The sequence below is a fragment of the Mesorhizobium sp. B2-5-13 genome (assembly GCF_006440535.1).
GTDB lineage: Bacteria > Pseudomonadota > Alphaproteobacteria > Rhizobiales > Rhizobiaceae > Mesorhizobium > Mesorhizobium salmacidum.
On the sequence record NZ_VFUI01000008.1, the window covers coordinates 253,882 to 274,566 of the forward strand.

A 20,685-nucleotide genomic window follows, 5' to 3' on the forward strand; every position below is an offset into this window, starting at 1 on the left:
CAGAATGGATCGACACCGCACCGGCGTTCGGCTATGCGATCTATCGGAAAAACCGAGACCAGGGGTCATGATCATGAAACGCTCCGCAATCAACGATATCATCCGCGAAGCCGACGCTTTCATCCGCTCGTTCGGCTACATCATGCCGCCCTTCGCCTATTGGTCGCCGGAAGAGATGAAGGCGCGTCAGGTCGATTCCTCGGCTATCTTCACCTCACGGCTCGGCTGGGACATCACCGACTACGGCCAGGGCAAGTTCGACGATCTCGGCCTGTTCCTGTTCACCGTTCGCAACGGTCGCTACGAGGACATGAAGAAGGGCATGGGCATGCTCTATGCCGAGAAGATCATGATCTCGCGCAAGGAGCAGATGTCGCCGATGCACCGCCACAACATCAAGGCCGAGGACATCATCAACCGCGGCGGCGGCAAGCTGGTGCTTGAACTGTTCATGCATGACCGCGATGGCGGTATCGACCCCAAGGCCGAGGTGTCGGTGCCGGTCGACGGAACCATCCACAGGTTGCCGGCGGGCGGGCTGTTGAAGCTCGATCCGGGCCAGAGCGTCACGCTTTTGCCCGGCGTCTGGCACGCCTTCTGGGCCGAAGGCAAGGATGTCCTGATCGGCGAGGTATCGACCGTCAATGACGATCGCACCGACAATGTCTTCCGCGAGCCGATCGGCCGTTTCGCCGATATCGAGGAAGACACGCAGCCACTGCACTTGCTGGTGGCCGACTATGACAAATGGCTGGGCTGAATGCATCCGCCCTTAGCGCCAATTCGCCCCCAGATTTGCGGGCCGGTAACCAAGTCCGAGGAGTAAGTCTTGAAATCAGTTCTAGTTGCCGTTGCCGCCTTGGCGGCCCTCAGCTTGCCGGCCCATGCGGCCGGCTTTGATAACATTGTCCTTTCCGCGACGAAGGACGGGGGAACGCCTCAGAGCAGCTTCCCTGTCGACACACCGGTGATTTATGTGTCGGCCGATTTGGTGGATATCGCGCCCACATCGAAAATCACATTCTCCTGGGTCTCGGTCGATTCCCACGGCGCCGCACCGGAAAACTATACTATCGACAAGGTCGACCTCGACGTCGGAGCGAACAACGAGGCTGATTCACAACTCACCAAACCTACGGCGGGATGGCCGGAGGGCACCTATCGTGTTGATTTGGCCATTGATGGAACGGTTGCGGAATCGGTGCCCTTCAGCATTCCATGATCGGAAATTAACCGCCTGGGAAGGTCGGCCAGCGCCCTGTTAGTCGCTTTCGGGTGGCGCTTCTTTTTGCCAGCCGGCTAGCTCCGGCAGGTCGTCAAGCCAACTTTTCTCGGTCATCAAGGCATCGCTGGTCTGCGGTGCCGCCTCCGTGGCGTTTTGAATCAGCCAGTCCACCCACTTCCGATAGGCAACCGGGTCAAGTTGGGGCGGCAGCACCTTGGCCTTGAGCAGCATCCTCTTGCGGAAACTGGTTTGCCTGCGCAGTTTGGTGGTCGTGAATTTGATTGCCTTGCCTTGGTATTCAACTATCCACCGGACGCTCCCATGGCTGACAAGCCTGTCGACGGTGAATCCGGCATCGACCGGTCTATCGCGCCAAGGAAGCTCGATAGCGTTCTTCCTCAGATCGATAGCCCATCGCCTGTAATTGGCCCCGGTGCGCTGAGACGGCAGCACGCCGGCCTGTTCGAGCATCTTCCTTCGGAACGTAGGCTGCTTCTTGAGCTGGCCGGTCGTCAGTTCGATTCGATGTCCACGAAATTCGACCTGCCATCGGACCCTCCCGTTGCCGACATACTTCACCAACCTGTCGATGAAGAACTCGCCATCGGCCAGCATCACGCAGCCTTGGCTGATGCTTTCGCGGATGAACTCCGTGTCAGTGACCATCAGGCGGCCTTATACGGGAATGGCAGCCCACATGCGATCGGTGAAGGGCAAGATCGCCGCGCTTCTGGCCTTTAGGTCCGGTTGGCGTGGGCGCGTTGCTCCTGTGCCTTCTTACAGATGTCATCCAATTTTTCGCGGACCCGGTCGTTATCAAACAGCAGCTTGGCGCGTGAGAATCCTCTGCTACGAAGCTCCCATTCAATGGCAAGCCATCCTTCATAGTCGCCAGACGCCGCAAGCTTCCCGGCTTCGCGCCACATATGCGCGTCACGCTCTCGGGACACACCTTTCTCCCGTGCTAATGCGCCAAGCATATAGGCATATAGGACGTCGGGCCCCGCTGAAATCGCTGCGCGACAGCTTTTTTTGCGAGGGACGTCCATTATTTTTACATTTTGTGATTTGCACGATATGGTTAACAGGGCTCTGGTAGGTGTAGGCCTTTCTGGCTTCAGGCGTTTGGGCAGAAAAAAGGGCGGGGGTGTGAAAGGTGGCCAAACATGGCCAATACGAACACCATTGTCTTGAGCGGCGACTATGGCTACCGCCAATATAAGGCATCAAACCTGCCCGCCGACACCACAATCGATGCCACCAACGCCTCGTGGATCGTTGCCAATCAGGGAAGCCCCACCAACCTCTATCCCTTCGCGGTCGTCAACCCCGGCGACAACCTCACGGCTTTCGGCGGCACGATCAACGGCACGGTCTCCCAAACCGGCGACTGGGAGAACATCTACGTCAACTCCGCCGCAGTCCGTGTGAATTCAGCCCACAGCTTTGTCATCGACGACTTTACGATCACCCAGCCCTGGGATGGCATCCGTGTCGGCGGCACTGGCACCTTTCTTATCGAGGATAGCTATGTCGGCAACTCACGAGACGACGCGGTCGAGGACGACGACGTCATCGGCGGCACCATCCGAGATTCCTTGTTCGACCACGTGTTTTCCGGAGTGAGCCTTGGCGACGGTGAGGTGAATGGGTCTGGCAACTCGGTCACCATGGATGGCATGCTTCTGGGCATGGGAGAGTATCTTCGCAAGGGCGTGATGACCCACGGTTCGCCATTCAAACTCGACAAGGGCACAGGCGCCAACGACATCGTACCCAGCTTGCACTTTGTCGACTGCGTTGTGGCGATCACCGACGTTCACCACAACGGCTTGGAGCGGGTGCAGCGGGCCTGGGACAAGACGGTCGAGTCGCACGGCAATTACTATCTCAACCTCTCCGACACGCCGCTGCCGGCGAATTATCCAATGCCCCCCGCTGGCTGGACGGTCCTTCAAGGCCAGGCGGCCCGCGATTACTGGGACCACGCCAAGGCGGCCTGGCATGCAGCCCATGACGGGACCGACCCGACACCGCCACCTCCGACGGACCCGACCCACGGAACGACCGGCAACGATACATTTGTCGGCACCGGCGGGGCCAATACCTTTGATGCCCAGGCTGGCAACGATACTCTGCGGGGCCTCGGTGGCAACGACGTGCTGACTGGTGGCAAGGGCGAGGACACCTTCGTGTTTGACACGGCCTATGGCCCCGGCAATGTCGACACAATCACCGACTTCGACGCAGAACATGACGCGCTTTATCTCGACAGTGCTGTCTTCACCAAGCTCGGCCCCGGTTCCTTGTCCAGCCCGACACAGGTGAACTCGTCGTATTTCGAGTTGCAAGAACACGCCGCCCACAGCAACGATTACCTGCTCTACGACCGGACCACCGGCGTTCTGTCCTATGATCCCGACGGCTCGAAATCGGCCCCGCAGGTGGAAATCGCCCATCTGGAGCCCGGGGCGGCCCTGACCTATCACGACGTGTTCGTCGTTTGATCACTTCTGCGATCGCACCGATAGTGGTGTCGCCGCCATCGGCCCGAACTGGTGATGGCACCGCTGATTGCAAGGGCCGGCGCATGTGCGTCTGTCACGATCAATGTGGCCGACGTTTATGGGCAACGTGAAGAATCATCCATGGACGACGGCGTTTGGCTCCTGGACTGGGTCGCGAAGCCAGCCGACTGTTCGTCCGGCAGCTTCCTAACGAGAAGCTCCTACATCTGGTGCTGCGAATGGAACCGAGGCGAAGTCTGTGCCGCCTTCAGGCAACCGTTCGATTGACCTGCGGAAACGGCGGCCGCATCAGCATAGCAAAATTAGTCAACTAGCATGTAACTCTTAGCGTTTTCTAACGCGCCTTAACTGCTTGATTTTGTTGTTAAAAAGAGAAGTGGCTGGGGAACCTGGATTCGAACCAGGACTAACGGAGTCAGAGTCCGTGGTTTGTGGCGCATCGTGTCGAGAATTTATCGTTTAAAATCAGCGATTACCGGTAGGGTAGGGGGCTTTCATGTCGCGCTGCCCTACTAACCGTTTCCGTTGATTCCCAAGGATTACAAAAGTCTATCGGCAACTCCACGCGACATGCTCGCGACACGAAAAAGCCCGCCACCGTGAGGCAGCGGGCCGAATCGATAAACCAGTTTCCGGTTAATGGTGGTCGGGCTGTTCGCGGTCGACGCAAACCTCCCTTTCATGATCGCCCCGGGCTCCAGCCGCCCAATGCTCTTGATTGTGGTGACGGTTCGGCGCGCCTAGGGTGGGCTCCAGCGTGCCGTCGTCCTCGTCGTCGCTGTTGTCCTGCTCCCGATCATCGTAGGGGCTTCCCCTCCCGTCATGGAAGGAAAACACAGTCTGCGGGCCGCGCTCGCACCATGCAAGCCAGGGTTCGGCGTCGGCGCCGTCCTCAAGGTCGCAGTCCGCTTCCATGCAGTCCAACGCCGTGATGAGGCTCATCGCGCGGTCTAGGAGGTCGTTCACTTGCTTTTCGATCGCCTGCCGCCATGTACGGGGATCTGTGCCGAGTGGCATCCCGTAGGGCTTCAGAAGCCTGACGGGCGCGTTCATTGCACCTCCTCCCACTTCTGGCTGCTGGCGATGTAGGCTTTGATGACGGACTTATCCTCGCCGCGCGCGATCATTCCTTCGATGATCTTGAGAACCTGGTAGATCTGCCACCAAAGGCGTTCCCGCTCGACGGGCGGCAATTCGTCCAGCATCTCTTCAATGCTGATTCTATGTTGGGTCATTGGGTTTTCTCACTGGTCCCTTGGGCTATCACGGCCCGCATGGCGAACGGCGCCAAAGCCGGGGGGTGATAACCTGCCAGTGAGACAGGCCGGCAGCTTTTACGGTTTCCCGCTGGACATGACTACCGCCCCCGGCCTATAGAAAGGCCGTTCGCGGTAGCCGCCAAGCTGCGCGTCATCCCCAAAAAGGGGACAAACGACTTTAGATCGCGCCAACGATTTTAGGTCGTCACTGGTCCGGGTTATCACGCCCACGGACATGCTGCTCTCATTCGGTTAATAATTCAAGCATCCCCTTGCGGGGCAATCGCTTTGCGACGCATGTATTTCCTTGCAATGGGGGTACAGCGATGATGGCAATTTTCAATATAGCGGGTTCGGTTTGTTCGCTTGCCGGGGTGATCGTGCTTTTCCGCTACGGCATGCCGTACAAAGTCCGGACAGGAGGCACAACCAACATCATCATCGAACAAATCGATGAAGAGGAGGTGGCGCTTGAGAGGCGATACGACAAATACGGGTTGGGCGGTCTTATACTGATCGTCTTGGGCACTGGACTTCAAATCGCTGCCAACCTCCAATGACAGACAGGCAGAAACGCGCTGTCCCTGTACTGGTTGGAGTCGCACTGTTGGCGGCCACCCTCTCAACACCCGCCTCTGCATCATGCTTTCAAATGAGAAGCGACGTAAACGGCGCGATCAATTATCTGCTCTGCCTCCACAACGAGCATGTGGACCTCATAAACGAACACGCGCAAGCACTGAACGACCAGCAGGCAACGTTAAGGACGCTTTCAAAAGCAGCGCTCCAAGCCGACAGCAATGGCCTGGAGGCAGCAAGGCGCATCGACACTCTAGAGGCAGAGGTCAGAGAGCTGCGCAACGAAGTCGACGCCCTTAAGGCCGGCCGGTGATCTCCGGCGCTAGTTCAGCGCCTCGGCTGTCATAGCGAAGAGATACGTGCCCGCCGCAATGGTTGCTCCCTGATACTCCCTCACGAGGAACACGAGGGAGGTGGCCGTTGACGAGGAGCTATCGTAGATGAACACGGGGTATAGGCCCGAGTTGAAGTACGTCGCCAGTGTCGCAAAGGGTGGCGCTGCCACAAAGACGCCTGCCGGGATCGTGAATGTGACGGTCTGCGTGGCCAGCGACGACCCGAAAACGGCGGTCTTCTGCGCCGTGTACTTGAAGGGGACGGTCTGGTTCGTCGTGGTGCCACTAATGTCCGAGATACGGTTGGTGTACGTCCCATCGTACTTGTTGACACCGATGATGTTCCCACCCGTCCCAGTGTTGAGGAGGACACCCACCGCGCAGTTGTAGAAGATGTTGCCGGCGACGATGGCACCGTTGGTCGTTGTGTTCAGCACAATACCGTTGGTCATCGATTGGAACAGATTACCTTCAACGATCATGCGGTAGCAGTTACCATCGGCCACAATACCGATCGGCAGTGTCGTGTCAGTCGTGCCTAATGAGTTGCCGATGAACTGCGCGTGAGCACACGTCACCATATTGACGAGGTTGGCAGCGAATCCAACAGGCGCACCACCGCCACCGTTCTTGAACAGATCGCAGTTCACCACATGGAGCTTGAAGACGCTGGTGAAATCGAGGGCAATCGTCCGCACGTCCATGTGGCAGTTGACGATGTTAAACACCGAGTTTAGGTGCGCGCTACCCGAGTTGTAGATACCTTTCCAATGTTGGACAAAGGAACAATTCTCGATGAAGAACCCTTCATACCATCCATTCACAAACAGCCCGTAGGACGCCGCTCCCGTTGTGACATGGCTGATATAGTGGTTGATCTGCCCTGCGGTCCCATCACTGTCGTAGAAGAGGGCCTGTCCCATCGTGTAGGGGTTGGCCGAGGTCAGGTTACTGTCGGCGTTGTTCCCCTTGACGACGCAGTTTACGATGCTCGACCCGTTGCAGTTATACAGGTAGACGCCTATTCCCCACGCGCTATCAGTACCTCCATCCGTGTAGACCTGAACGTTGTCCATCGTGAAATAGACCTGGTTGTTGGTTGCAGGAAGCCACTGGCAGTAGATGCCGATGCCACCGTTATTCCCGCCCGCCGCCCGCATGACGCTAAGGTTGGCGAACTGCTGAGACTTAATCAGCGCAAAGCTGTCAGTCCGCTCGTTCGATCCGGTAGCTACAAAGGTGAAACCGTTTATAGCCGGGGTGCCTTGGATGAAGACCGTAGAGCTGGGGCCGTCGCCAAGTATGCGGTTGGCAGCCTGCGGCAGTGTTATGGTCGCAGTGTGCAGATAACGCCCACCCGGAGCGTACAGAGCGCGATGTAGGGCTCCTGCCGCATTGGCAGCGTTCTGGATGGCCGTCGTGTCGTTGGTGCCATAATAATACGATTGCGTGGCGGCGTTCGTGGCCGGGGTGGCGAGGGTGATCTGAGTCGCGCTGACTCGTGTGGCGATGGTTGTGACAAGCGGCGTGCCGCCTGAAACGCCCTTGGACAGGATGATCGTCTTGCCTACGTCCGCAGCGGTGAAGGTGCCGCTGGCGCTGTTGACCGTGGTGGAACCGTTGGTGGTGATGCCGTCGCCGCCGTTGTATATCGCATCGCCCTTGGCCCCGAAGTCTTTGACGCTTACGATATCCTGTCCCTTGCCCAGCCAATCCCGCACCGCGGCCCCGGTGCCCTCTTGCAGAAACCCCGCCCATGTCGGGTCTGTTCCAGCGCCGTTGGTCTGAAGCAGATAGCCTGCGGTTGACGCTGCAAGACGCGTGTTTGTCGTGGCGTTGCGGAAGATCAGGTCGCCGCGAGTCGTAGTCGGGGAGAGCGCATCGAATACGGCTGCCGCTGTCGGCTGGATCAGCGCCTTGCCGAAGGTTAGACTGGTACTGCCAATCGCAATCGGGTTGGCGGTGGTCACCTGCCAGAGGGCTGCGCTTGTCGTTCCGCCGGTAACAAGGACCATGGTCCCGGTCTTCACGTCGCGATTGTTATTGAAATCCTTGGCGCGGGACCACACGCCGGTATCGACCTTCCAGATGCCGTTATCCGAAGCCGTGGTCTGAGCCCGGACCAGCACGCGATCGCCGGTCACACAGGCCACGCCGTCGATGGTCTGCTCACCGGACAGCGTGATGTTCGAGCTGGTGGCGGCCTTGCACGGACCTTTCACCGCCACCGCTGACGACAAGCCGTCGTTTCGGTCGATTTGAATCGAGGTCATAAAGGGCTCCATCTAAGGGACGGGACGTCATCCGACGTTCCATTGCGCGCTTGCCGAAGGCGCGGATCGGCATCAGATCAAGCAGGTTGCCAGGGACTTCAAAGCCTCTCCGTAGGCGTGGGCCTGATCGAATTGGGTGTGTGCTTCCGTCATGGCGGCGACGTCCTCCGGGGTCATCCTGCCTTCCACGGCAAGCTGATGAAGGTCCGCTTCCTCGGGAAACGCTCCGGTGTTCAGATCGACGCGGTATTGGTCGGCAGTGGCTTTAGGATCGTCGGGCTTGCCTATTCTGGCCTGTGCTTCCTTGTGGCCTTCCGGCAGGGAATCCAGCGCCGGCCTGCTCGTGTCGATGGGCCTTGCGGCGGTCTGTAGCTCCCGCTGGTGATAGCTGATCAACTGCGGCAACATCTCGTGATTGTCGAAGCGACCGAAGCCCAGCCCGGTCTTGGGGTCCAGCCAGCGCAGCAGCCGGTTATGCATCCGGTTGCCGATCTCATATCGGCGCGTGAGGCTTGCGATGCTGGCCTCCGAAACCTTGGCCGAAACAGCCGCGGCAAACTCAGGGATGGACGGGTTCAGATTGGGGTCGAGGCCACCAAAGACTGGCGCCTTCGTAACCACAGGAACATCGATCGTTGCTGGGTCGAAAGAAAGCGGCATTGGCCGGGCCTTGGCGTCCCCTGCGATGCCGTCGAAGCCCTTGGCCTGTAGATCGGCGATCATGAGGCTATCGAAGCTGGACGGGCTCGCTGCCTGGTCAAGTTCCGGGTGCGCGACCGCAACTGCCTTGTAGGATGCGGAAACGTCTTCCATGGTCGCCGCCTTGGTGACGGGTGCTGCATCCACGGTCGCGCGGCGGGTTGCTTCGATGCGCTGCACGTCCTGGGCAATGCGCGCAAGCGGTTCGGTTGCGTTCGGCGAGAGATTGACATCCTCGCCCCGGACAACGGCGTCGATGCCCTCATTGAGCGCGATGCGGGATTCCTGGACGTTCTTCAACGTCGACAGGTTTTCCTCTGCCCGGGCTCGTATCTGTGGATCGACGCGCGGCGCGCGGCCTTCAAATACCCCGTGGACGGCTCCGAAGGCGCCACCAATGAGCGCAGCCATCGCCATGGTGGAAACGGTCGACTGCCACGACACATCGTCGCCGAACTTCGCCCGCTCGCCCTGTGTGGCCACGCTGGCGATACCGGTATTCAGCGCAGCGTCAGCGGCACCAGTGATGAGGCGACCCCCGACATAGCCGAAGCGGGCGATCTGCGCTGATTTCACCGCCTCACCTACAATCGGAATGTAGTTGATGGGGTCGAGCGCTTGCCCACCCATATTGCCTATGAACGCTGTGATAGGACGCTTCTGTGTGAAATACTCACGTACTTTTTGCGCGTCATAGGAATCAGCGAGCGCGGCGGCCCGCGTATCGGTCATGCCCTTGTCCCAAGGAATATCGGCCCGATACGACGCGGAAGCTTTGTATTGATCCTCGGTCAGCGGATTGGCAGCCGCGCGGCGAGCCTGATAGCTTTCCGGGCTCTCACCTCGATTGGCCCACTGCGGCGCGCCCGGATCAGTGGTTACCTTCCTGATCAGTGAGCCGAGATAGAAGCTGTCCAGCACGCCCGATTTGGCGCTCTCCTCCAGCGTCGAGAAAAGGCTAAGCGGCTCATTCAAGGCAGAGTGCATCAGAGCGGCCGGGGTGGCGCCCTCGTATTGAGCCGGGAAGCCGGTGAAGGCGTTCGCGCCAGGCTTTACGCGAGACAGACCCAGGGGGATGCTGCCATAAGCAGGGTGGTCTGTAACGTCCCAGGCCGGTTCCGGGCCGTCGAAAGCCGGCACGTTCTGTTGCATCACATTGAGGATCGGATCCATGTCCCCTCCTTTGGGGTAAGGCAGGCGCTAACATATTCAGCGATGATGTCGGCGAGCTGTGTTGCGTCGTAGTCTGCCAACTCAACTTCGTCGCCATGTTCAGTCCTTGGGCGGAACTCCCGTTGAAGCCTGAAGGCCAGCCGCTCGCGCGCCTCTCCTTGTTTTGGGGCGGCATCGATGCTTTCAGTGGGACCGAGCAAATCTTCAGCCATTTTCAGCCGCCCGCCAGTTGCCGGAAAATCTTCACGACAACCGCCGTGTCCTGGTCATCGAGCCAAGCCCACAAGCAGGCGGCGTCGTCCTCGCTTATGGACTGGACAATCCGCAATGCGCGGGTGCGCAGGATCGCCACCTTCTCCGGGGCCTCGCTGCCCCAGGACTGCACGAGGATCTTGCCGGCTGGCCTGTTGGCGAAGATGTCGATCTCCGCTTGGCCGGCGGGCTGCACATAGGGCCTGCCGCTGGCCACCTCGTCCATGATGGCGATCTCGACGCTTTGCGGCACGGAACGGGAAAACTCCTCCATGAACACCCGTTGCGCCCGATTGTTGCCGGTCTCGCGGACAATGGCGCCGACATCCTTCTGGACGTTGGAAAGATGGGCCTTGAAGCCGCCCATGCGCTCCCACTCGTAGACCAGCTTTTGACCGGCTTGCGAGCTGCACAGGGACACACGGGCATCATCCGCAGGCATCGGCGCCGTAGGATTGCCGGCGTCGGGATTGCCCCCCTCCGTCTCGGCCTGGAGAAGCGCTGCATACTCCCGATCCAGACCTTCGGCATAGTACCGGTCGATGTCGGTTCGCATGATCGCCTGGATTACGGCCTTGCGGCTGGCATCGGCAGGGAGAGAGGCAAATCCCCCCTGATCGCCAGCCGCAAGGTCACTTGTCGCGGGGGCCTGCTCAAGCTCCGCGCCAGAGTTCTGGGAAACTGTAAGTTCGTTCGCCATTTACGCGACCCTCGCCGGATAAAGTTGCGCCAGGAGACGTTCGGCAAGGGCGGCGTTCGGCACCGGCTGCGTCATGACATGACCATCCCTGATGCGCACGGTGACGAAGCCGAAGCCGTTCCACTCGATTCTGTAGGTGCCGTCGCTGAACAGCTTGTCATACCGCTCTGGCATGGTCGTGATCCTGGGCTTGCAGAGGACCGCGCCCTTGCCGTCTGCACTGGCGACGATGGCCTCAGCCAGCCAGCTTTCGTCAAAGGCGACGATAAACAGGTGATCGAACTTCTTCAGGCCGTTGCGGCTGCCGGTCTGCAGCTTGCGCCAAACTTCCGGGAGCTTGAGGTCATCGGCCACGAAGTCAGCCGGGACGCGCACCAGATACTCCCGCCATGCGAAGCCGGTTGACTGGAGGGTAACGCCGGCCGGATCGATCTCGGGCGCCTGCCGGTCGGCGGATTTCAGTTCCGCTGCACTCAGGGCTGTCTTGCTCATGGGAGGTTTCCCTTCTCAATGAGGGCAGTGGCGCGGTCTTCGGCCTGCTGCCTGCCGGCGATCTTCTCCAGGCGCTCGCCATCGGCTCGGCAGAGCCACATGATCGGCTTGCCTTCCGGGCCAGGTTCCATGCTCGTGGTGTATTCCAGCGCGGCCTTGCCGTCGCATATCGGTTCAAGCGGGTGTCTCATGCGTCGGTGCCTTTCAGGATTGCCAGGATTTCGGGTTCGGTGATGGTGCGCTCGATCTCAGCCCAAGAGCCGTCGAAGCGGTTCCAGTAGTCGGGGAAGGTGATCTGCCCGAGCTTGCGCCCGAGGCCGGTCAGCGGCTTAAGGACATTGGTCAGGAAGCGTGAGATACGTTGCTCGGTCTCGCCGGCATCGAATAGGCCCGCGCCGCCCCCTGTCTTGTTCAGACTGCGCACAAGGCGGGCGGCATCGGCATTGGCGGCAATCCAGAGCTTTGTCTGCTCTGTGAAGTCCCGAGCGGCCTTCTCTGCCTGTCCTGCGGCCTCCAGGCGCTCTTCGTTCACCTTGGCGAGCTTTGTCCTCAGGGAAGCGATACGGGCCTTCTCTGCGGCTGCTACTGCCTCGCGTACGCGGCGGGCGGCCTCACCCTCTGCGGCGTTGATGGCGTCCAGTTCGGTTTCCAGGGCTGTAAGCTCACGACTGTCGAAGCTCTTGGCATCGAGCATGGCAACACCACGGGCCTGCTGTAGGGCTGCAATCCGTGTCTCTGCGGTGGCGCGGCGCTTGGCGAAGTCCATCAGAGGATGTTCCTGTCGGTTTTCCATGGCCCCTGGACGATGCCGGACATGTCGACGGGCTCGGGCTGGCGTTCCTCGGCAACGGGCTCGGGAGTAGGAGCGACTGTGACTTCCTCAGCCTCAGCGTCCAACACCTCGCTATCGGCGTAATCAGCAAGCCTCAGCTTGACAGCAAGCTCGGCAATGAGCGGGGGCAAAGGCTGCCCTGTGTCCTTGGCAAGGGCCACGGCATAGGCGATGCGTCGGGCGATATCGTACTTGGCTTCCTGCCTGCCAACACACGTGCTGTACATGTCGATGTCGTCCTTGATTCTCCTGACCACGTGGCCGATGCCATGCCGATCCTCGTCCGGCTCTATCGCGGGGCGCTGCTGCTCTTTGAGGCCAAGCACCTCCAGATGGCGGCGAAGCGTGTTGCTGGCCCGCTGGTAGCCGTCCAGGTCTTCAGCGCTGATCTGGCCTGCCGTGGCGAATGTCGCCTCCATGCGCTCCAGTTCAACGCTGAGAGTGGCAGCACGGCGCACCAATGACCGCTGGGCCTGGCTCAGGGTGTCCGTCCCGCCAAGATCGTGCTCATGAGCTTCGATGAGATCCTTGAGGCGACGCACCCAGGTCAACCGACCATCAGCCGCCACGGTGGATTTGCCGTTGCTCACCCGCGTTCTAGTCTGCGGCTTTCGAGGGGCTTTCGTAGCTGTATCTGCGGGCATTAAATCGGCTCCAAATCACTGGCTGTGAATTTATCATCAGCGCAACATGCTCGCAACATGCTATAAAAGATGCTTATAAAACAGATAGTTAGGTTGTGAATAGCGGATAAACAATCCGCTTGTCGGAATAGGTGGAAACCATTGGCAATGCGGCTTTGGAGGCTCAGGAAAAAGTTGGGACGCGTCCTTCTGGAACGCGGGCTTATTTCAGAACTCGAAACAAACCCCATTTCAGCCGGGACAAACGGGACGGCGCCATACATGCTCCTGGTGGAACTGAATGACCCCAGCTTCTGTCAGTGCTTTCCTGGCCCTCTGGAATGCCTTCTTCTTAGCCTCTGGGCTTCTGCCGGTGCTGAGGAGGTAGAACTCTTTCCTCCATTGCTCGGAAAGGACCACATCGCATCCTGGCCAAGCTTCACCGAACTTACGCATTCCGCGTCCTGCTGCTGCATCGTCAAGAGCATCGAGGGCAAGCTGTGTCTTGGGTGATAGGCGCATTCCTTCTTCCTTCCTCAAGAGCCCCGTCTGTGTTCTGCTTCTGCGATCTGCTTTTGGATCTGGTTCTGATCTCTGGTTCTGGTTCTGGTTCTGGTTCTGTATCTGTTTGTATCGATAGGGTTCCGATAGGCTATCCATAGGCTATGACTTCGAATTGGCGATTGAGGGTGTCGACATGAACATCGCCCCGAATTCGGTCTCACCAAACACTTGCTCGACCCGCTCTTGAAGCTCGGCGCTTTCCAGCTTCAGGATACGGTTGTAGGTGCCGGCGGCGTGCTTGCCGTTGGTAGGTGGCGAGGTCTGAAACCATCGACAAACGAAGATCTCATCCGTGTCAGGGTCATGGTCGATCAGGCCGCCAGCTACCAACGCCGAAAGGCAGCCTTGATACTGTTCCATGGTCCAGCCTAGATCGGCCACAGCGTAGGCAGGGGGCACCTTGCAGCACCCCGCGCTGGTTTGATGTGGTCCAGTGCTGAAATAGAACCACAGCAGCCGTTGGTCGTTCGTAAGGGCCAGGAAGCGCCTTGAACGCCACACGTCCGGGCCGACCTTGTGAAACTGGCGAGTGGCCTTCCTCACGTCACCTCCTCGCACCTCAGGCGCTTGTGTTCGCCCTTGTGGTGCAACCGGCAGAGCCAGCGGACTTCCATAGGCTTGCCATAGTCCTCGTGGTGCCCGTCGACCTCGGAGGCGCCGCAAACCTCGCAAGGTTCCTTCTGGATCAGGCCGCGGTTGATTGCCGACCGGAGGGCAGCGTGCGCCCATATGGCAAGGGGGTTGGCCGCCCGCCATTTGTCTTGCGGGGTAGGGCGAGAAGCGCTAGGTGTGTGGCGTGACGTTTTAGCTATCCCGCCGCTGCTGATGATTGAGCCCATCGGCGCGGCGGTCTCGTTTTCAGGGTTTCTCATTTGAGCCCCTTCATGCGAGCAGATTCCCGCATCGCTTCGATCGCCTCATGAGAGGACAAGCCGAAGCGCTTGCGTAGGAACGGGACCAGGGGACGTTCAGCCTTCCACCAATTCGCGGTAAGCCAGACGGCGGCCTCATCGGCCTTGTCGGAAAGCTCGTGATCAACACCAGAATTCGTCATGCCGCGTCCTCCATGAACAGGGCCAGGAGCTTGCCGCGCTCGATCACCCATCGCCCGCCAACCTTTTTGGCAGGCAGCGAGCCGCTTTCGAGCAAATGGAAGGTTTGACGCGGTGTGCGCCGGATCACTCTGGCGATGGCGGCACAGCCCCACACCAGATCGATTGGATTGGAAGCGATATCTTTGATCAAAGACGTTCTCCGTTTTTGTTAGCTCAAAAAAACTCAACGCAACGCTTTTACGTGGGTGTTGACCAGCAGGGACAGACTGATGGCGCCGGGTTCAGATTCGTGCATCGCCATCATCGCGCCGATGCCGGCGTACTGCGCGCTCCCGGCTTGGCGCTTGGGAACATAGAGCGAAACCGGGACGACCTCATCAGCACCGTCAAACGCACTGACAATGAGATAACACTTGGCCGTCCCGGCAATGCTTGCCTCGATGTCCTTCCAATAGACGTTGCCGTCACCCTCGCCATTCAGATGTCCCCGGATGCCATTCGAGATGATCGCAAGCTGACCGATCGACATCTGAAGTCTGGCGAAGGGGACCATGAGGCACGCAATCGCAGCCTCTTGCCGAGAGTATTTGCGATAGGTTCCGGACCCTGAATGAACGTCGTCCGTCTGGATAACGCGAGCCTCGGCCCAGAGCTGGATTGTCCGACGTTTGGCGCCGGTGATCTTGGCCAGATCCGAAAGGGTGTATTCCATGAAGCACCTGCAAAGACGTAAAGCGTCTTTTGTTTACAATTATCGCCGTCGAGTGTCAAGCATCCCCCGAAAATCGCATCCATTGACAAGCGGAGTAATTGCGACATAGTGCAACACGGTACAAACAATTCCGTTAGAGGGCTGGGCAATGTCGGTACGCAAGCGCAAATGGACTACAGCCAAGGGCGTCGAGAAAGAGGCTTGGATTGTTGACTATGTGGACGGGCAGGGCACCCGCCGGCTGAAGACCTTCGAGAAAAAGAAGGATGCCGATGCATGGGAGGCAAAGACAACCGTATCCATAGACGAGGGGACGCACGTCGCCGACCGCGCTACCGTCACTGTGAAGGAAGCCGGCGTCTACTGGCTTAAGGATGGCACGGCAGCGGGCCTTGAGCGCACGACGCTCGACCAGCGCCGCCAACACCTGAACGAGCATATCCTGCCCTACCTGGGCGGCTTGCGCCTCTCGAAACTGAGCATTCCGGTTGTGCGCCAGTTTCAAGACCGGCTCCGAGCCGAACCGCACGGCACCAAGAATCAGCCGTGCAGCGCCGACATGATCAAGCGCGTCACTGTCAGCCTGGGTTCACTGTTGGCGGATGCTCAGGAGCGCGGCCTCGTCGCTCGCAACGTAGTGCACGACATGTCCACACGCCGGAAGCGCAAGACGAACGGCGACCGCAAGGCGAAGCTGAAGGTCGGCATCGACATACCGTCCCCGGCAGAAATCCGCCTCATCCTTGAGAAAACCACGGGCTGGCATCGCCCGCTCATCGTTACCGCCATCTTTACCGGGCTGCGCTCATCCGAATTGCGGGGCCTCCGGTGGACCGATGTGGATCTGAAGGCGGGCGAGCTGCACGTACGGCAGCGCGCCGACAAGTACCACGCGAAGAAATACGTCGATGAAGGGTATAACCCGATCGGCCTGCCAAAATCTGAAGCTGGCGAGGACCGCACCATTCCGCTGGCGCCGATGGTCGTCAACACCCTGCGGGAGTGGAAGCTGAAATGCCCGAAGGGGAAGCTCGACCTAGTGTTCCCGAATGGGGAAGGCAACATCGAGTTTCACGCCAACATCGTGACACGCGGCCTGCACCCGCCACAGATCGCCGCCGGCCTCACGGTTCCCGCGCTGGACAGGAATGGGAAGCCCAAGGTCGACAAGGATGGCAATCCAGTCATGGCCGCGAAATACACCGGCCTGCACGCGCTGCGGCACTTCTATGCAAGCTGGTTGATCAACCCGAAGGAAGCTGGCGGGCAGGGCAAGGACATCAAGACGGTACAGGCGCGCATGGGGCATTCCAGCATCGTCATGACGGCCGACACCTACGGCCACCTGTTCCCAAGCACGAACGATCACGAGGCATTGGCAGCGGCGGAAAAGTCCCTGCTTGGCGCTTGACGCGACACAAACGCGACATGGCGGCTCGGTCGACATGTCTGGACTGGCCTAAGTGATTGAAATTGCTTGGCTGGGGAACCTGGATTCGAACCAGGACTAACGGAGTCAGAGTCCGTGGGTCTACCGTTAACCTATTCCCCAGCAGGCGCGGTCATGGACCGCGCGGGCCGAACGGCTGAGCCGCTTGAGCGCTGCCTTGTAGCCGCCAGCGGAAAATAGTCAAGCCTGCTCTGCGGTTCAATCACAACGTTTCGGCCGCTGGTATCAGGCGCCGAGTTCATATGGCGCGCACAACGCGGGTGCAAAGTCCGATCCGATGCCTCAGCTCTCCTTGCGGCTGAATTGCGAGCGTTCGAAGAACAGCACGATGCCCAGGCCCAGAAACAGCGGGATGATCAGATAAAACAGCCGGAACACCAGCAGCGCCGCCAGCACGCCGACCGGTTCCATGTCGGAAAGCCCGGCCAGAAACACCACCTCGAACACGCCGAGGCCACCCGGCGCATGCGAGATCTGGGCGACCGAGAAGGAGACGAGGAAGACGCCCAGCACGACAAAATAGCCGGGATTGTGCACTCCGGGCAGGGCGAAGAAAATGATCGCCGCGGCGGCGATCAGTTCGATCGGGCCGATCAGCAATTGCCGTGCGACGATCGGCAGCGCCGGATAGTGCAATTGGAAGCTGCCGATCGTCAACGGGCGCAGATGCAGCCAACTACCGAATATATAGGCTGCGATGAGGATCAGCATCGCGATGCCTGCGGCCTCCGACAGGCCGTGATGGGCGATGCCGGTGAATCGGTCGATAATCTGCGGCTCAAACACCAGCACAAGGCCCGAGGCGAGTATCGTCGACAGCACGAAGGTTATCCAGCAGACCGCCACCAGTACGCCGACTTCCTGGCCGGTCAGGCCCCTGGTGCCGTATGCGCGGTAGCGGATGACGGCGCCGGAAAACACCGAGCCGCCTATATTGTGCGACAGCGCATAGGTGGTGAAGGAGCAGAGCGTGACGAACAGCCACGACACTCGTCTCCCGATATGCAGCAGCGCGATGTGATCGTAGCCGGCGAGCGCGGCATAGGCAACGACCGAACTCAAGCCTGCCAGTATCCAGTCGCGAGCCGGAATGGCCGCCAGCCCGTCCCAGACGTCATCCAGCGAGATGCCGCGCAATTCATGCCAGAGCAGCAGCAGCGAGAAGATCACCGCGCCGATGCCGACGACCGGCCAGAAATAGCGTTTCCAGTTCATTGCCCGACTGCCATGCGTTGTGTATCCGCTTCCTTTCTGTCGAGAGGCCAACCGCCCCGCATTCCCCATTCATTTCAGAAATGCCTCATTGAAGCCGGCTATTCAACCGCGAACACTTGTCGCGCCTGATGCCGGCAAGACCTGCCTGCACTGGACAGGGCGCAAAACGCTGACAAGCGGCGAGGGCATCGGCTTCGACGGGCGCGGTCTTCGCTGGCGCCGCGTTATCAATCCAGCCTTGCGGGTACATTACGGCGGTGCAGCGAAAAAGGCGGTTCGCGCCCCGGCCGGCAAAATTCAGCATGCGGCCCTTGGTGATCGGCCACAGCACTGTTAATCTGGCCGCAACTTGAAACATGCCAAAGCGCCTGCTGCGTCCGTCACCGGTTCGCGCGGCGCCGGAAGGAACGACAGTGGAAGACCGCGACACCGGCGCAGGGGCGCCGGAGGTGGGCGCGTCCAGCGCTTCCCCGGGATCGTCAGGCCCGGGCACAGCCGGTTGGCAGCAACGCCGCCCGACGGAGCCTCGCTCCGTGAACGGGCAGGCAGGCGACGCGACCCACAGCCAGAAGGGCAAGCCCAAGAAACGGCGCAAGCGAAGGCGTGGGCGCAAGGTTTTTGCGCGCGACGATGCGCGCCCCGGGGACAATCGATCGCCGGCACAAGGCAAGGCCGCTGTCGCGGCAGTGGAGCTGAAGCCTGTTGCCGCTGCGGCGATCTCGCCCGTCGTTCCAATCCCACGCCCCGAGCAAGGACACCGCAGGCCGCCGGTGCACGAGCTTCCGGTCTTTGCGGCGCTGGACCTCGGCACCAACAATTGTCGGCTGCTGGTCGCCGTCCCCACGCGTCACGGCCAGTTCCGCGTCATCGATGCCTTCTCACGCATCGTCAGGCTGGGCGAGGGGCTCACCGCCAATGGCCGGCTCGGCCAGCCGGCGATGGACCGCGCGGTTGAGGCGCTGAAGGTCTGCGGTGACAAACTGCGCGGCCGCAAGATCAGGAAGGCAAGGCTGATCGCCACCGAAGCCTGCCGCACCGCCGAAAACGGCGTCGAGTTCCTCGATCGTGTCGAACGCGAAGCCGGCCTGAAGCTCGAGATCATCGACCGCCAGACCGAAGCCCGCCTTGCGGTTTCCGGCTGCGGTTCGCTGGTCGAGCGCGACACGCAAGGCGTCGTCCTGTTCGACATCGGCGGCGGCTCCTCCGAGATAGCGCTGATCGATCTCACCGGCCGCCGTTCGCCACGCCTCGCCAACCATATCGTTTCGTGGACATCGCTGCCGGTCGGCGTCGTGTCATTGGCGGAACGCTTTGGCGGCCGCACCGTAACGCGCGAGATCTTCACCGCCATGGTCGACGACGTCGCCGGCAGGCTGGCCGCTTTCGAGGGCCGCGATCGGTTGAGCCATCTCAAGGCCAGCCCGAATTTCCATCTGTTGGGCACTTCGGGGACGGTGACGACGCTGGCCGGCGTCCATCTCGACCTCGAACGCTACGACCGCCGCCGGGTCGACGGCCTGTGGATGGACCGCGACAGCGTCGACCGCATGGTGGAGAGGCTGGTCGGCTGGGATTTCCAGCAGCGCTGCGCCAGCCCCTGCATCGGTGCTGACCGCGCCGATCTCGTGCTCGCCGGCTGTGCTATCCTCGAGGCAATCCGCGCCGTCTGGCCCTCGGAGCGGCTTCGCGTCGCCGACCGGGGCCTGCGCGAGGGCATATTGAGCGAGCTGATGGCCGATGACGGCGTCTGGCGCAACGATGGACGTGCTACGGCATGATCATGCTCAAACAAGAAATCAGGCAATGACCAAGAAACCGGAAAAACCAGGGTCCGCCAGCATTCGCGTGTTGAAAACGCGGATCAAGAAGAAAAGCGGCCTGAAGGAATCGTCGCGCCGCTGGCTGCAGCGCCACATCAACGATCCCTATGTCCAGCGCTCCAAAGCCGACGGCTATCGCTCGCGCGCGGCCTACAAGCTGATCGAGATCGACGACAAGCACAACCTCTTGAAACCCGGCATGAAGGTGATCGACCTCGGTGCCGCCCCCGGCGGCTGGTGTCAGGTCGCGGCCGCGCGCACGAAATCGACGGCCGAGCATCCGCATGTCGTCGGCATCGATTATCTCGAAATGGACGCCGTGCCTGGCGCGCCGGTGCTGCTGCTGGATTTTCTCGATCCGCAGGCTCCGCAAAAGCTCTCCGAAACGCTGGGCGGGGATCCGGATGTCGTGCTGTCCGACATGGCCGCACCAACCACCGGCCACAAGCGGACCGACCATATCCGCACCATGCATCTGTGCGAGGTGGCGGCCGATTTCGCGCTGTCGGTCTTGAAGCCCGGCGGCCATTTCCTGGCCAAGACTTTTCAGGGTGGCGCCGAGAACGAGCTGCTCTCCATGCTCAAGAAGAATTTCCGCTCCGTCCACCACGTCAAGCCACCGGCATCGCGCGATGAGTCGGTGGAGCTTTATCTGTTGGCCAAGGACTTCAAGGGGCGAGAGCCGAGCAGGGAGTAACGCTCTCCCTTCTCCTCTTGCACAAGGAGGCCTTTGCACGGGAGCCGATATTTGGCGCACGTGATGCATGGGCGTTTTTTGAAAGGCGATCGGGCCGCCTTGGCGGGGTATTTTGCCCGGTTTCTTGGGGCCTCGGGCCACCCTTGCGGCGGATTTTGGGCAGACTCCGCCTCATGCCGGCTGGCTCCGCCGGTAGAGCACG

At 60.3% G+C, this 20,685-nt stretch carries 25 protein-coding genes and 1 tRNA gene; 8 read left to right on the plus strand and 18 right to left on the minus strand.

Going from position 1 to position 20,685, the window contains the following annotated elements:
- Nucleotides 1-73 precede the first annotated feature (73 nt).
- Both FJ434_RS16420 and FJ434_RS16425 read left to right on the plus strand, forming a co-directional pair.
- Complete coding sequence (locus tag FJ434_RS16420) at nt 74-760, plus strand: D-lyxose/D-mannose family sugar isomerase (RefSeq protein WP_140507247.1); 687 nt, start codon at nt 74-76, stop codon at nt 758-760.
- A 69-nt stretch (nt 761-829) separates the two neighbouring features.
- On the plus strand, nt 830-1,222 hold the full coding sequence (locus tag FJ434_RS16425; protein WP_027143100.1) for a hypothetical protein: 393 nt from the start codon (nt 830-832) through the stop codon (nt 1,220-1,222).
- A 39-nt stretch (nt 1,223-1,261) separates the two neighbouring features.
- Here the strand turns inward: FJ434_RS16425 and FJ434_RS16430 are convergent, their stop codons facing one another.
- Complete coding sequence (locus FJ434_RS16430) at nt 1,262-1,891, minus strand: hypothetical protein (protein WP_140749047.1); 630 nt, start codon at nt 1,889-1,891, stop codon at nt 1,262-1,264.
- A 500-nt stretch (nt 1,892-2,391) separates the two neighbouring features.
- Between FJ434_RS16430 and FJ434_RS16435 the strand changes: the two genes are divergently transcribed.
- On the plus strand, nt 2,392-3,732 hold the full coding sequence (locus tag FJ434_RS16435; protein ID WP_140796813.1) for a calcium-binding protein: 1,341 nt from the start codon (nt 2,392-2,394) through the stop codon (nt 3,730-3,732).
- Nucleotides 3,733-4,389: 657 nt separating this feature from the next.
- Here FJ434_RS16435 and FJ434_RS16440 read toward each other — a convergent pair.
- Both FJ434_RS16440 and FJ434_RS16445 read right to left on the minus strand, forming a co-directional pair.
- Nucleotides 4,390-4,806, minus strand: coding sequence for a hypothetical protein (locus FJ434_RS16440; RefSeq protein ID WP_140753049.1), 417 nt, complete (start codon nt 4,804-4,806; stop codon nt 4,390-4,392).
- Nucleotides 4,803-4,988, minus strand: a complete 186-nt coding sequence (locus FJ434_RS16445; protein WP_140753047.1) for a hypothetical protein — start codon at nt 4,986-4,988, stop codon at nt 4,803-4,805. Before FJ434_RS16445 ends, FJ434_RS16440 begins: the two co-directional genes overlap by 4 nt.
- Before the next feature lie 350 nt (nt 4,989-5,338).
- Between FJ434_RS16445 and FJ434_RS16450 the strand changes: the two genes are divergently transcribed.
- Both FJ434_RS16450 and FJ434_RS16455 read left to right on the plus strand, forming a co-directional pair.
- Nucleotides 5,339-5,572 carry a hypothetical protein gene (locus FJ434_RS16450; RefSeq protein WP_140753045.1) on the plus strand — a complete coding sequence of 78 codons (234 nt, stop codon included), beginning with the start codon at nt 5,339-5,341 and terminating at the stop codon, nt 5,570-5,572.
- Nucleotides 5,573-5,619: 47 nt separating this feature from the next.
- Nucleotides 5,620-5,904 (plus strand): hypothetical protein, encoded by a 285-nt coding sequence (locus tag FJ434_RS16455; RefSeq protein ID WP_140753043.1) that lies wholly within the window; start codon nt 5,620-5,622, stop codon nt 5,902-5,904.
- 9 nt (nt 5,905-5,913) lie between these two features.
- Here the strand turns inward: FJ434_RS16455 and FJ434_RS16460 are convergent, their stop codons facing one another.
- The 12 genes from FJ434_RS16460 to FJ434_RS16520 all read right to left on the minus strand — a co-directional run bounded on the left by FJ434_RS16460 (nt 5,914) and on the right by FJ434_RS16520 (nt 15,301).
- Entirely contained in the window at nt 5,914-8,199 is a 2,286-nt protein-coding gene (locus FJ434_RS16460) for a hypothetical protein (RefSeq protein WP_140753040.1), read from the minus strand.
- Nucleotides 8,200-8,271: 72 nt separating this feature from the next.
- Nucleotides 8,272-10,071 carry a hypothetical protein gene (locus FJ434_RS16465; protein WP_140753039.1) on the minus strand — a complete coding sequence of 600 codons (1,800 nt, stop codon included), beginning with the start codon at nt 10,069-10,071 and terminating at the stop codon, nt 8,272-8,274.
- Nucleotides 10,050-10,283 (minus strand): hypothetical protein, encoded by a 234-nt coding sequence (locus FJ434_RS16470; protein ID WP_140753037.1) that lies wholly within the window; start codon nt 10,281-10,283, stop codon nt 10,050-10,052. The genes FJ434_RS16465 and FJ434_RS16470 overlap by 22 nt, the downstream gene beginning before the upstream one ends.
- A gap of 2 nt (nt 10,284-10,285) precedes the next feature.
- Nucleotides 10,286-11,023 (minus strand): hypothetical protein, encoded by a 738-nt coding sequence (locus FJ434_RS16475; protein ID WP_140753035.1) that lies wholly within the window; start codon nt 11,021-11,023, stop codon nt 10,286-10,288.
- Nucleotides 11,024-11,515, minus strand: a complete 492-nt coding sequence (locus FJ434_RS16480) for a hypothetical protein (protein WP_140753033.1) — start codon at nt 11,513-11,515, stop codon at nt 11,024-11,026.
- Nucleotides 11,512-11,706, minus strand: a complete 195-nt coding sequence (locus FJ434_RS16485; RefSeq protein ID WP_140753031.1) for a hypothetical protein — start codon at nt 11,704-11,706, stop codon at nt 11,512-11,514. Before FJ434_RS16485 ends, FJ434_RS16480 begins: the two co-directional genes overlap by 4 nt.
- Complete coding sequence (locus tag FJ434_RS16490; protein ID WP_140753029.1) at nt 11,703-12,281, minus strand: hypothetical protein; 579 nt, start codon at nt 12,279-12,281, stop codon at nt 11,703-11,705. Before FJ434_RS16490 ends, FJ434_RS16485 begins: the two co-directional genes overlap by 4 nt.
- Nucleotides 12,281-12,937 carry a hypothetical protein gene (locus FJ434_RS29805; protein WP_181166175.1) on the minus strand — a complete coding sequence of 219 codons (657 nt, stop codon included), beginning with the start codon at nt 12,935-12,937 and terminating at the stop codon, nt 12,281-12,283. Before FJ434_RS29805 ends, FJ434_RS16490 begins: the two co-directional genes overlap by 1 nt.
- Before the next feature lie 696 nt (nt 12,938-13,633).
- On the minus strand, nt 13,634-14,077 hold the full coding sequence (locus FJ434_RS16500) for a hypothetical protein (RefSeq protein ID WP_140753027.1): 444 nt from the start codon (nt 14,075-14,077) through the stop codon (nt 13,634-13,636).
- Nucleotides 14,078-14,402: 325 nt separating this feature from the next.
- Nucleotides 14,403-14,588, minus strand: coding sequence for a hypothetical protein (locus FJ434_RS16510; protein WP_140753025.1), 186 nt, complete (start codon nt 14,586-14,588; stop codon nt 14,403-14,405).
- Nucleotides 14,585-14,776, minus strand: a complete 192-nt coding sequence (locus FJ434_RS16515; protein WP_181166176.1) for a DNA-binding protein — start codon at nt 14,774-14,776, stop codon at nt 14,585-14,587. The genes FJ434_RS16510 and FJ434_RS16515 overlap by 4 nt, the downstream gene beginning before the upstream one ends.
- 36 nt (nt 14,777-14,812) lie before the next feature.
- Nucleotides 14,813-15,301: a MerR family transcriptional regulator gene (locus tag FJ434_RS16520; RefSeq protein WP_140753023.1), complete on the minus strand. Its 489-nt coding sequence runs from the start codon at nt 15,299-15,301 to the stop codon at nt 14,813-14,815.
- Between the two features lie 148 nt (nt 15,302-15,449).
- Between FJ434_RS16520 and FJ434_RS16525 the strand changes: the two genes are divergently transcribed.
- Nucleotides 15,450-16,712, plus strand: coding sequence for a site-specific integrase (locus FJ434_RS16525; RefSeq protein ID WP_140753021.1), 1,263 nt, complete (start codon nt 15,450-15,452; stop codon nt 16,710-16,712).
- A gap of 67 nt (nt 16,713-16,779) precedes the next feature.
- On the opposite strand, the gene FJ434_RS16530 is transcribed toward FJ434_RS16525, so the two are convergent.
- The 3 genes from FJ434_RS16530 to FJ434_RS16540 form a co-directional block, all read right to left on the minus strand.
- Nucleotides 16,780-16,853: transfer RNA gene (locus FJ434_RS16530), tRNA-Gln, on the minus strand.
- 180 nt (nt 16,854-17,033) lie between these two features.
- Entirely contained in the window at nt 17,034-17,966 is a 933-nt protein-coding gene (locus FJ434_RS16535) for a lysylphosphatidylglycerol synthase domain-containing protein (protein WP_140714289.1), read from the minus strand.
- 85 nt (nt 17,967-18,051) lie between these two features.
- Nucleotides 18,052-18,324, minus strand: coding sequence for a hypothetical protein (locus tag FJ434_RS16540; RefSeq protein WP_140714292.1), 273 nt, complete (start codon nt 18,322-18,324; stop codon nt 18,052-18,054).
- Nucleotides 18,325-18,379: 55 nt separating this feature from the next.
- On the opposite strand from FJ434_RS16540, the gene FJ434_RS16545 reads away from it, so the two are divergent.
- Both FJ434_RS16545 and FJ434_RS16550 read left to right on the plus strand, forming a co-directional pair.
- Nucleotides 18,380-19,744: a Ppx/GppA phosphatase family protein gene (locus tag FJ434_RS16545; RefSeq protein ID WP_140753053.1), complete on the plus strand. Its 1,365-nt coding sequence runs from the start codon at nt 18,380-18,382 to the stop codon at nt 19,742-19,744.
- Between the two features lie 25 nt (nt 19,745-19,769).
- Entirely contained in the window at nt 19,770-20,483 is a 714-nt protein-coding gene (locus FJ434_RS16550; protein WP_140753019.1) for an RlmE family RNA methyltransferase, read from the plus strand.
- Nucleotides 20,484-20,685: the final 202 nt, after the last annotated feature.

Bases quoted from the DNA above. Each gene is read 5' to 3' on its own strand.
- FJ434_RS16420 (WP_140507247.1), top strand. From the start codon at position 74: ATGAAACGCTCCGCAATCAACGATATCATCCGCGAAGCCGACGCTTTC.
- FJ434_RS16430 (WP_140749047.1), bottom strand. From the start codon at position 1,891: ATGGTCACTGACACGGAGTTCATCCGCGAAAGCATCAGCCAAGGCTGC.
- FJ434_RS16435 (WP_140796813.1), top strand. From the start codon at position 2,392: ATGGCCAATACGAACACCATTGTCTTGAGCGGCGACTATGGCTACCGC.
- FJ434_RS16440 (WP_140753049.1), bottom strand. From the start codon at position 4,806: ATGAACGCGCCCGTCAGGCTTCTGAAGCCCTACGGGATGCCACTCGGC.
- FJ434_RS16445 (WP_140753047.1), bottom strand. From the start codon at position 4,988: ATGACCCAACATAGAATCAGCATTGAAGAGATGCTGGACGAATTGCCG.
- FJ434_RS16450 (WP_140753045.1), top strand. From the start codon at position 5,339: ATGATGGCAATTTTCAATATAGCGGGTTCGGTTTGTTCGCTTGCCGGG.
- FJ434_RS16460 (WP_140753040.1), bottom strand. From the start codon at position 8,199: ATGACCTCGATTCAAATCGACCGAAACGACGGCTTGTCGTCAGCGGTG.
- FJ434_RS16465 (WP_140753039.1), bottom strand. From the start codon at position 10,071: ATGGATCCGATCCTCAATGTGATGCAACAGAACGTGCCGGCTTTCGAC.
- FJ434_RS16470 (WP_140753037.1), bottom strand. From the start codon at position 10,283: ATGGCTGAAGATTTGCTCGGTCCCACTGAAAGCATCGATGCCGCCCCA.
- FJ434_RS16475 (WP_140753035.1), bottom strand. From the start codon at position 11,023: ATGGCGAACGAACTTACAGTTTCCCAGAACTCTGGCGCGGAGCTTGAG.
- FJ434_RS16480 (WP_140753033.1), bottom strand. From the start codon at position 11,515: ATGAGCAAGACAGCCCTGAGTGCAGCGGAACTGAAATCCGCCGACCGG.
- FJ434_RS16485 (WP_140753031.1), bottom strand. From the start codon at position 11,706: ATGAGACACCCGCTTGAACCGATATGCGACGGCAAGGCCGCGCTGGAA.
- FJ434_RS16490 (WP_140753029.1), bottom strand. From the start codon at position 12,281: ATGGACTTCGCCAAGCGCCGCGCCACCGCAGAGACACGGATTGCAGCC.
- FJ434_RS16510 (WP_140753025.1), bottom strand. From the start codon at position 14,588: ATGACGAATTCTGGTGTTGATCACGAGCTTTCCGACAAGGCCGATGAG.
- FJ434_RS16520 (WP_140753023.1), bottom strand. From the start codon at position 15,301: ATGGAATACACCCTTTCGGATCTGGCCAAGATCACCGGCGCCAAACGT.
- FJ434_RS16525 (WP_140753021.1), top strand. From the start codon at position 15,450: ATGTCGGTACGCAAGCGCAAATGGACTACAGCCAAGGGCGTCGAGAAA.
- FJ434_RS16535 (WP_140714289.1), bottom strand. From the start codon at position 17,966: ATGAACTGGAAACGCTATTTCTGGCCGGTCGTCGGCATCGGCGCGGTG.
- FJ434_RS16540 (WP_140714292.1), bottom strand. From the start codon at position 18,324: ATGTTTCAAGTTGCGGCCAGATTAACAGTGCTGTGGCCGATCACCAAG.
- FJ434_RS16550 (WP_140753019.1), top strand. From the start codon at position 19,770: ATGACCAAGAAACCGGAAAAACCAGGGTCCGCCAGCATTCGCGTGTTG.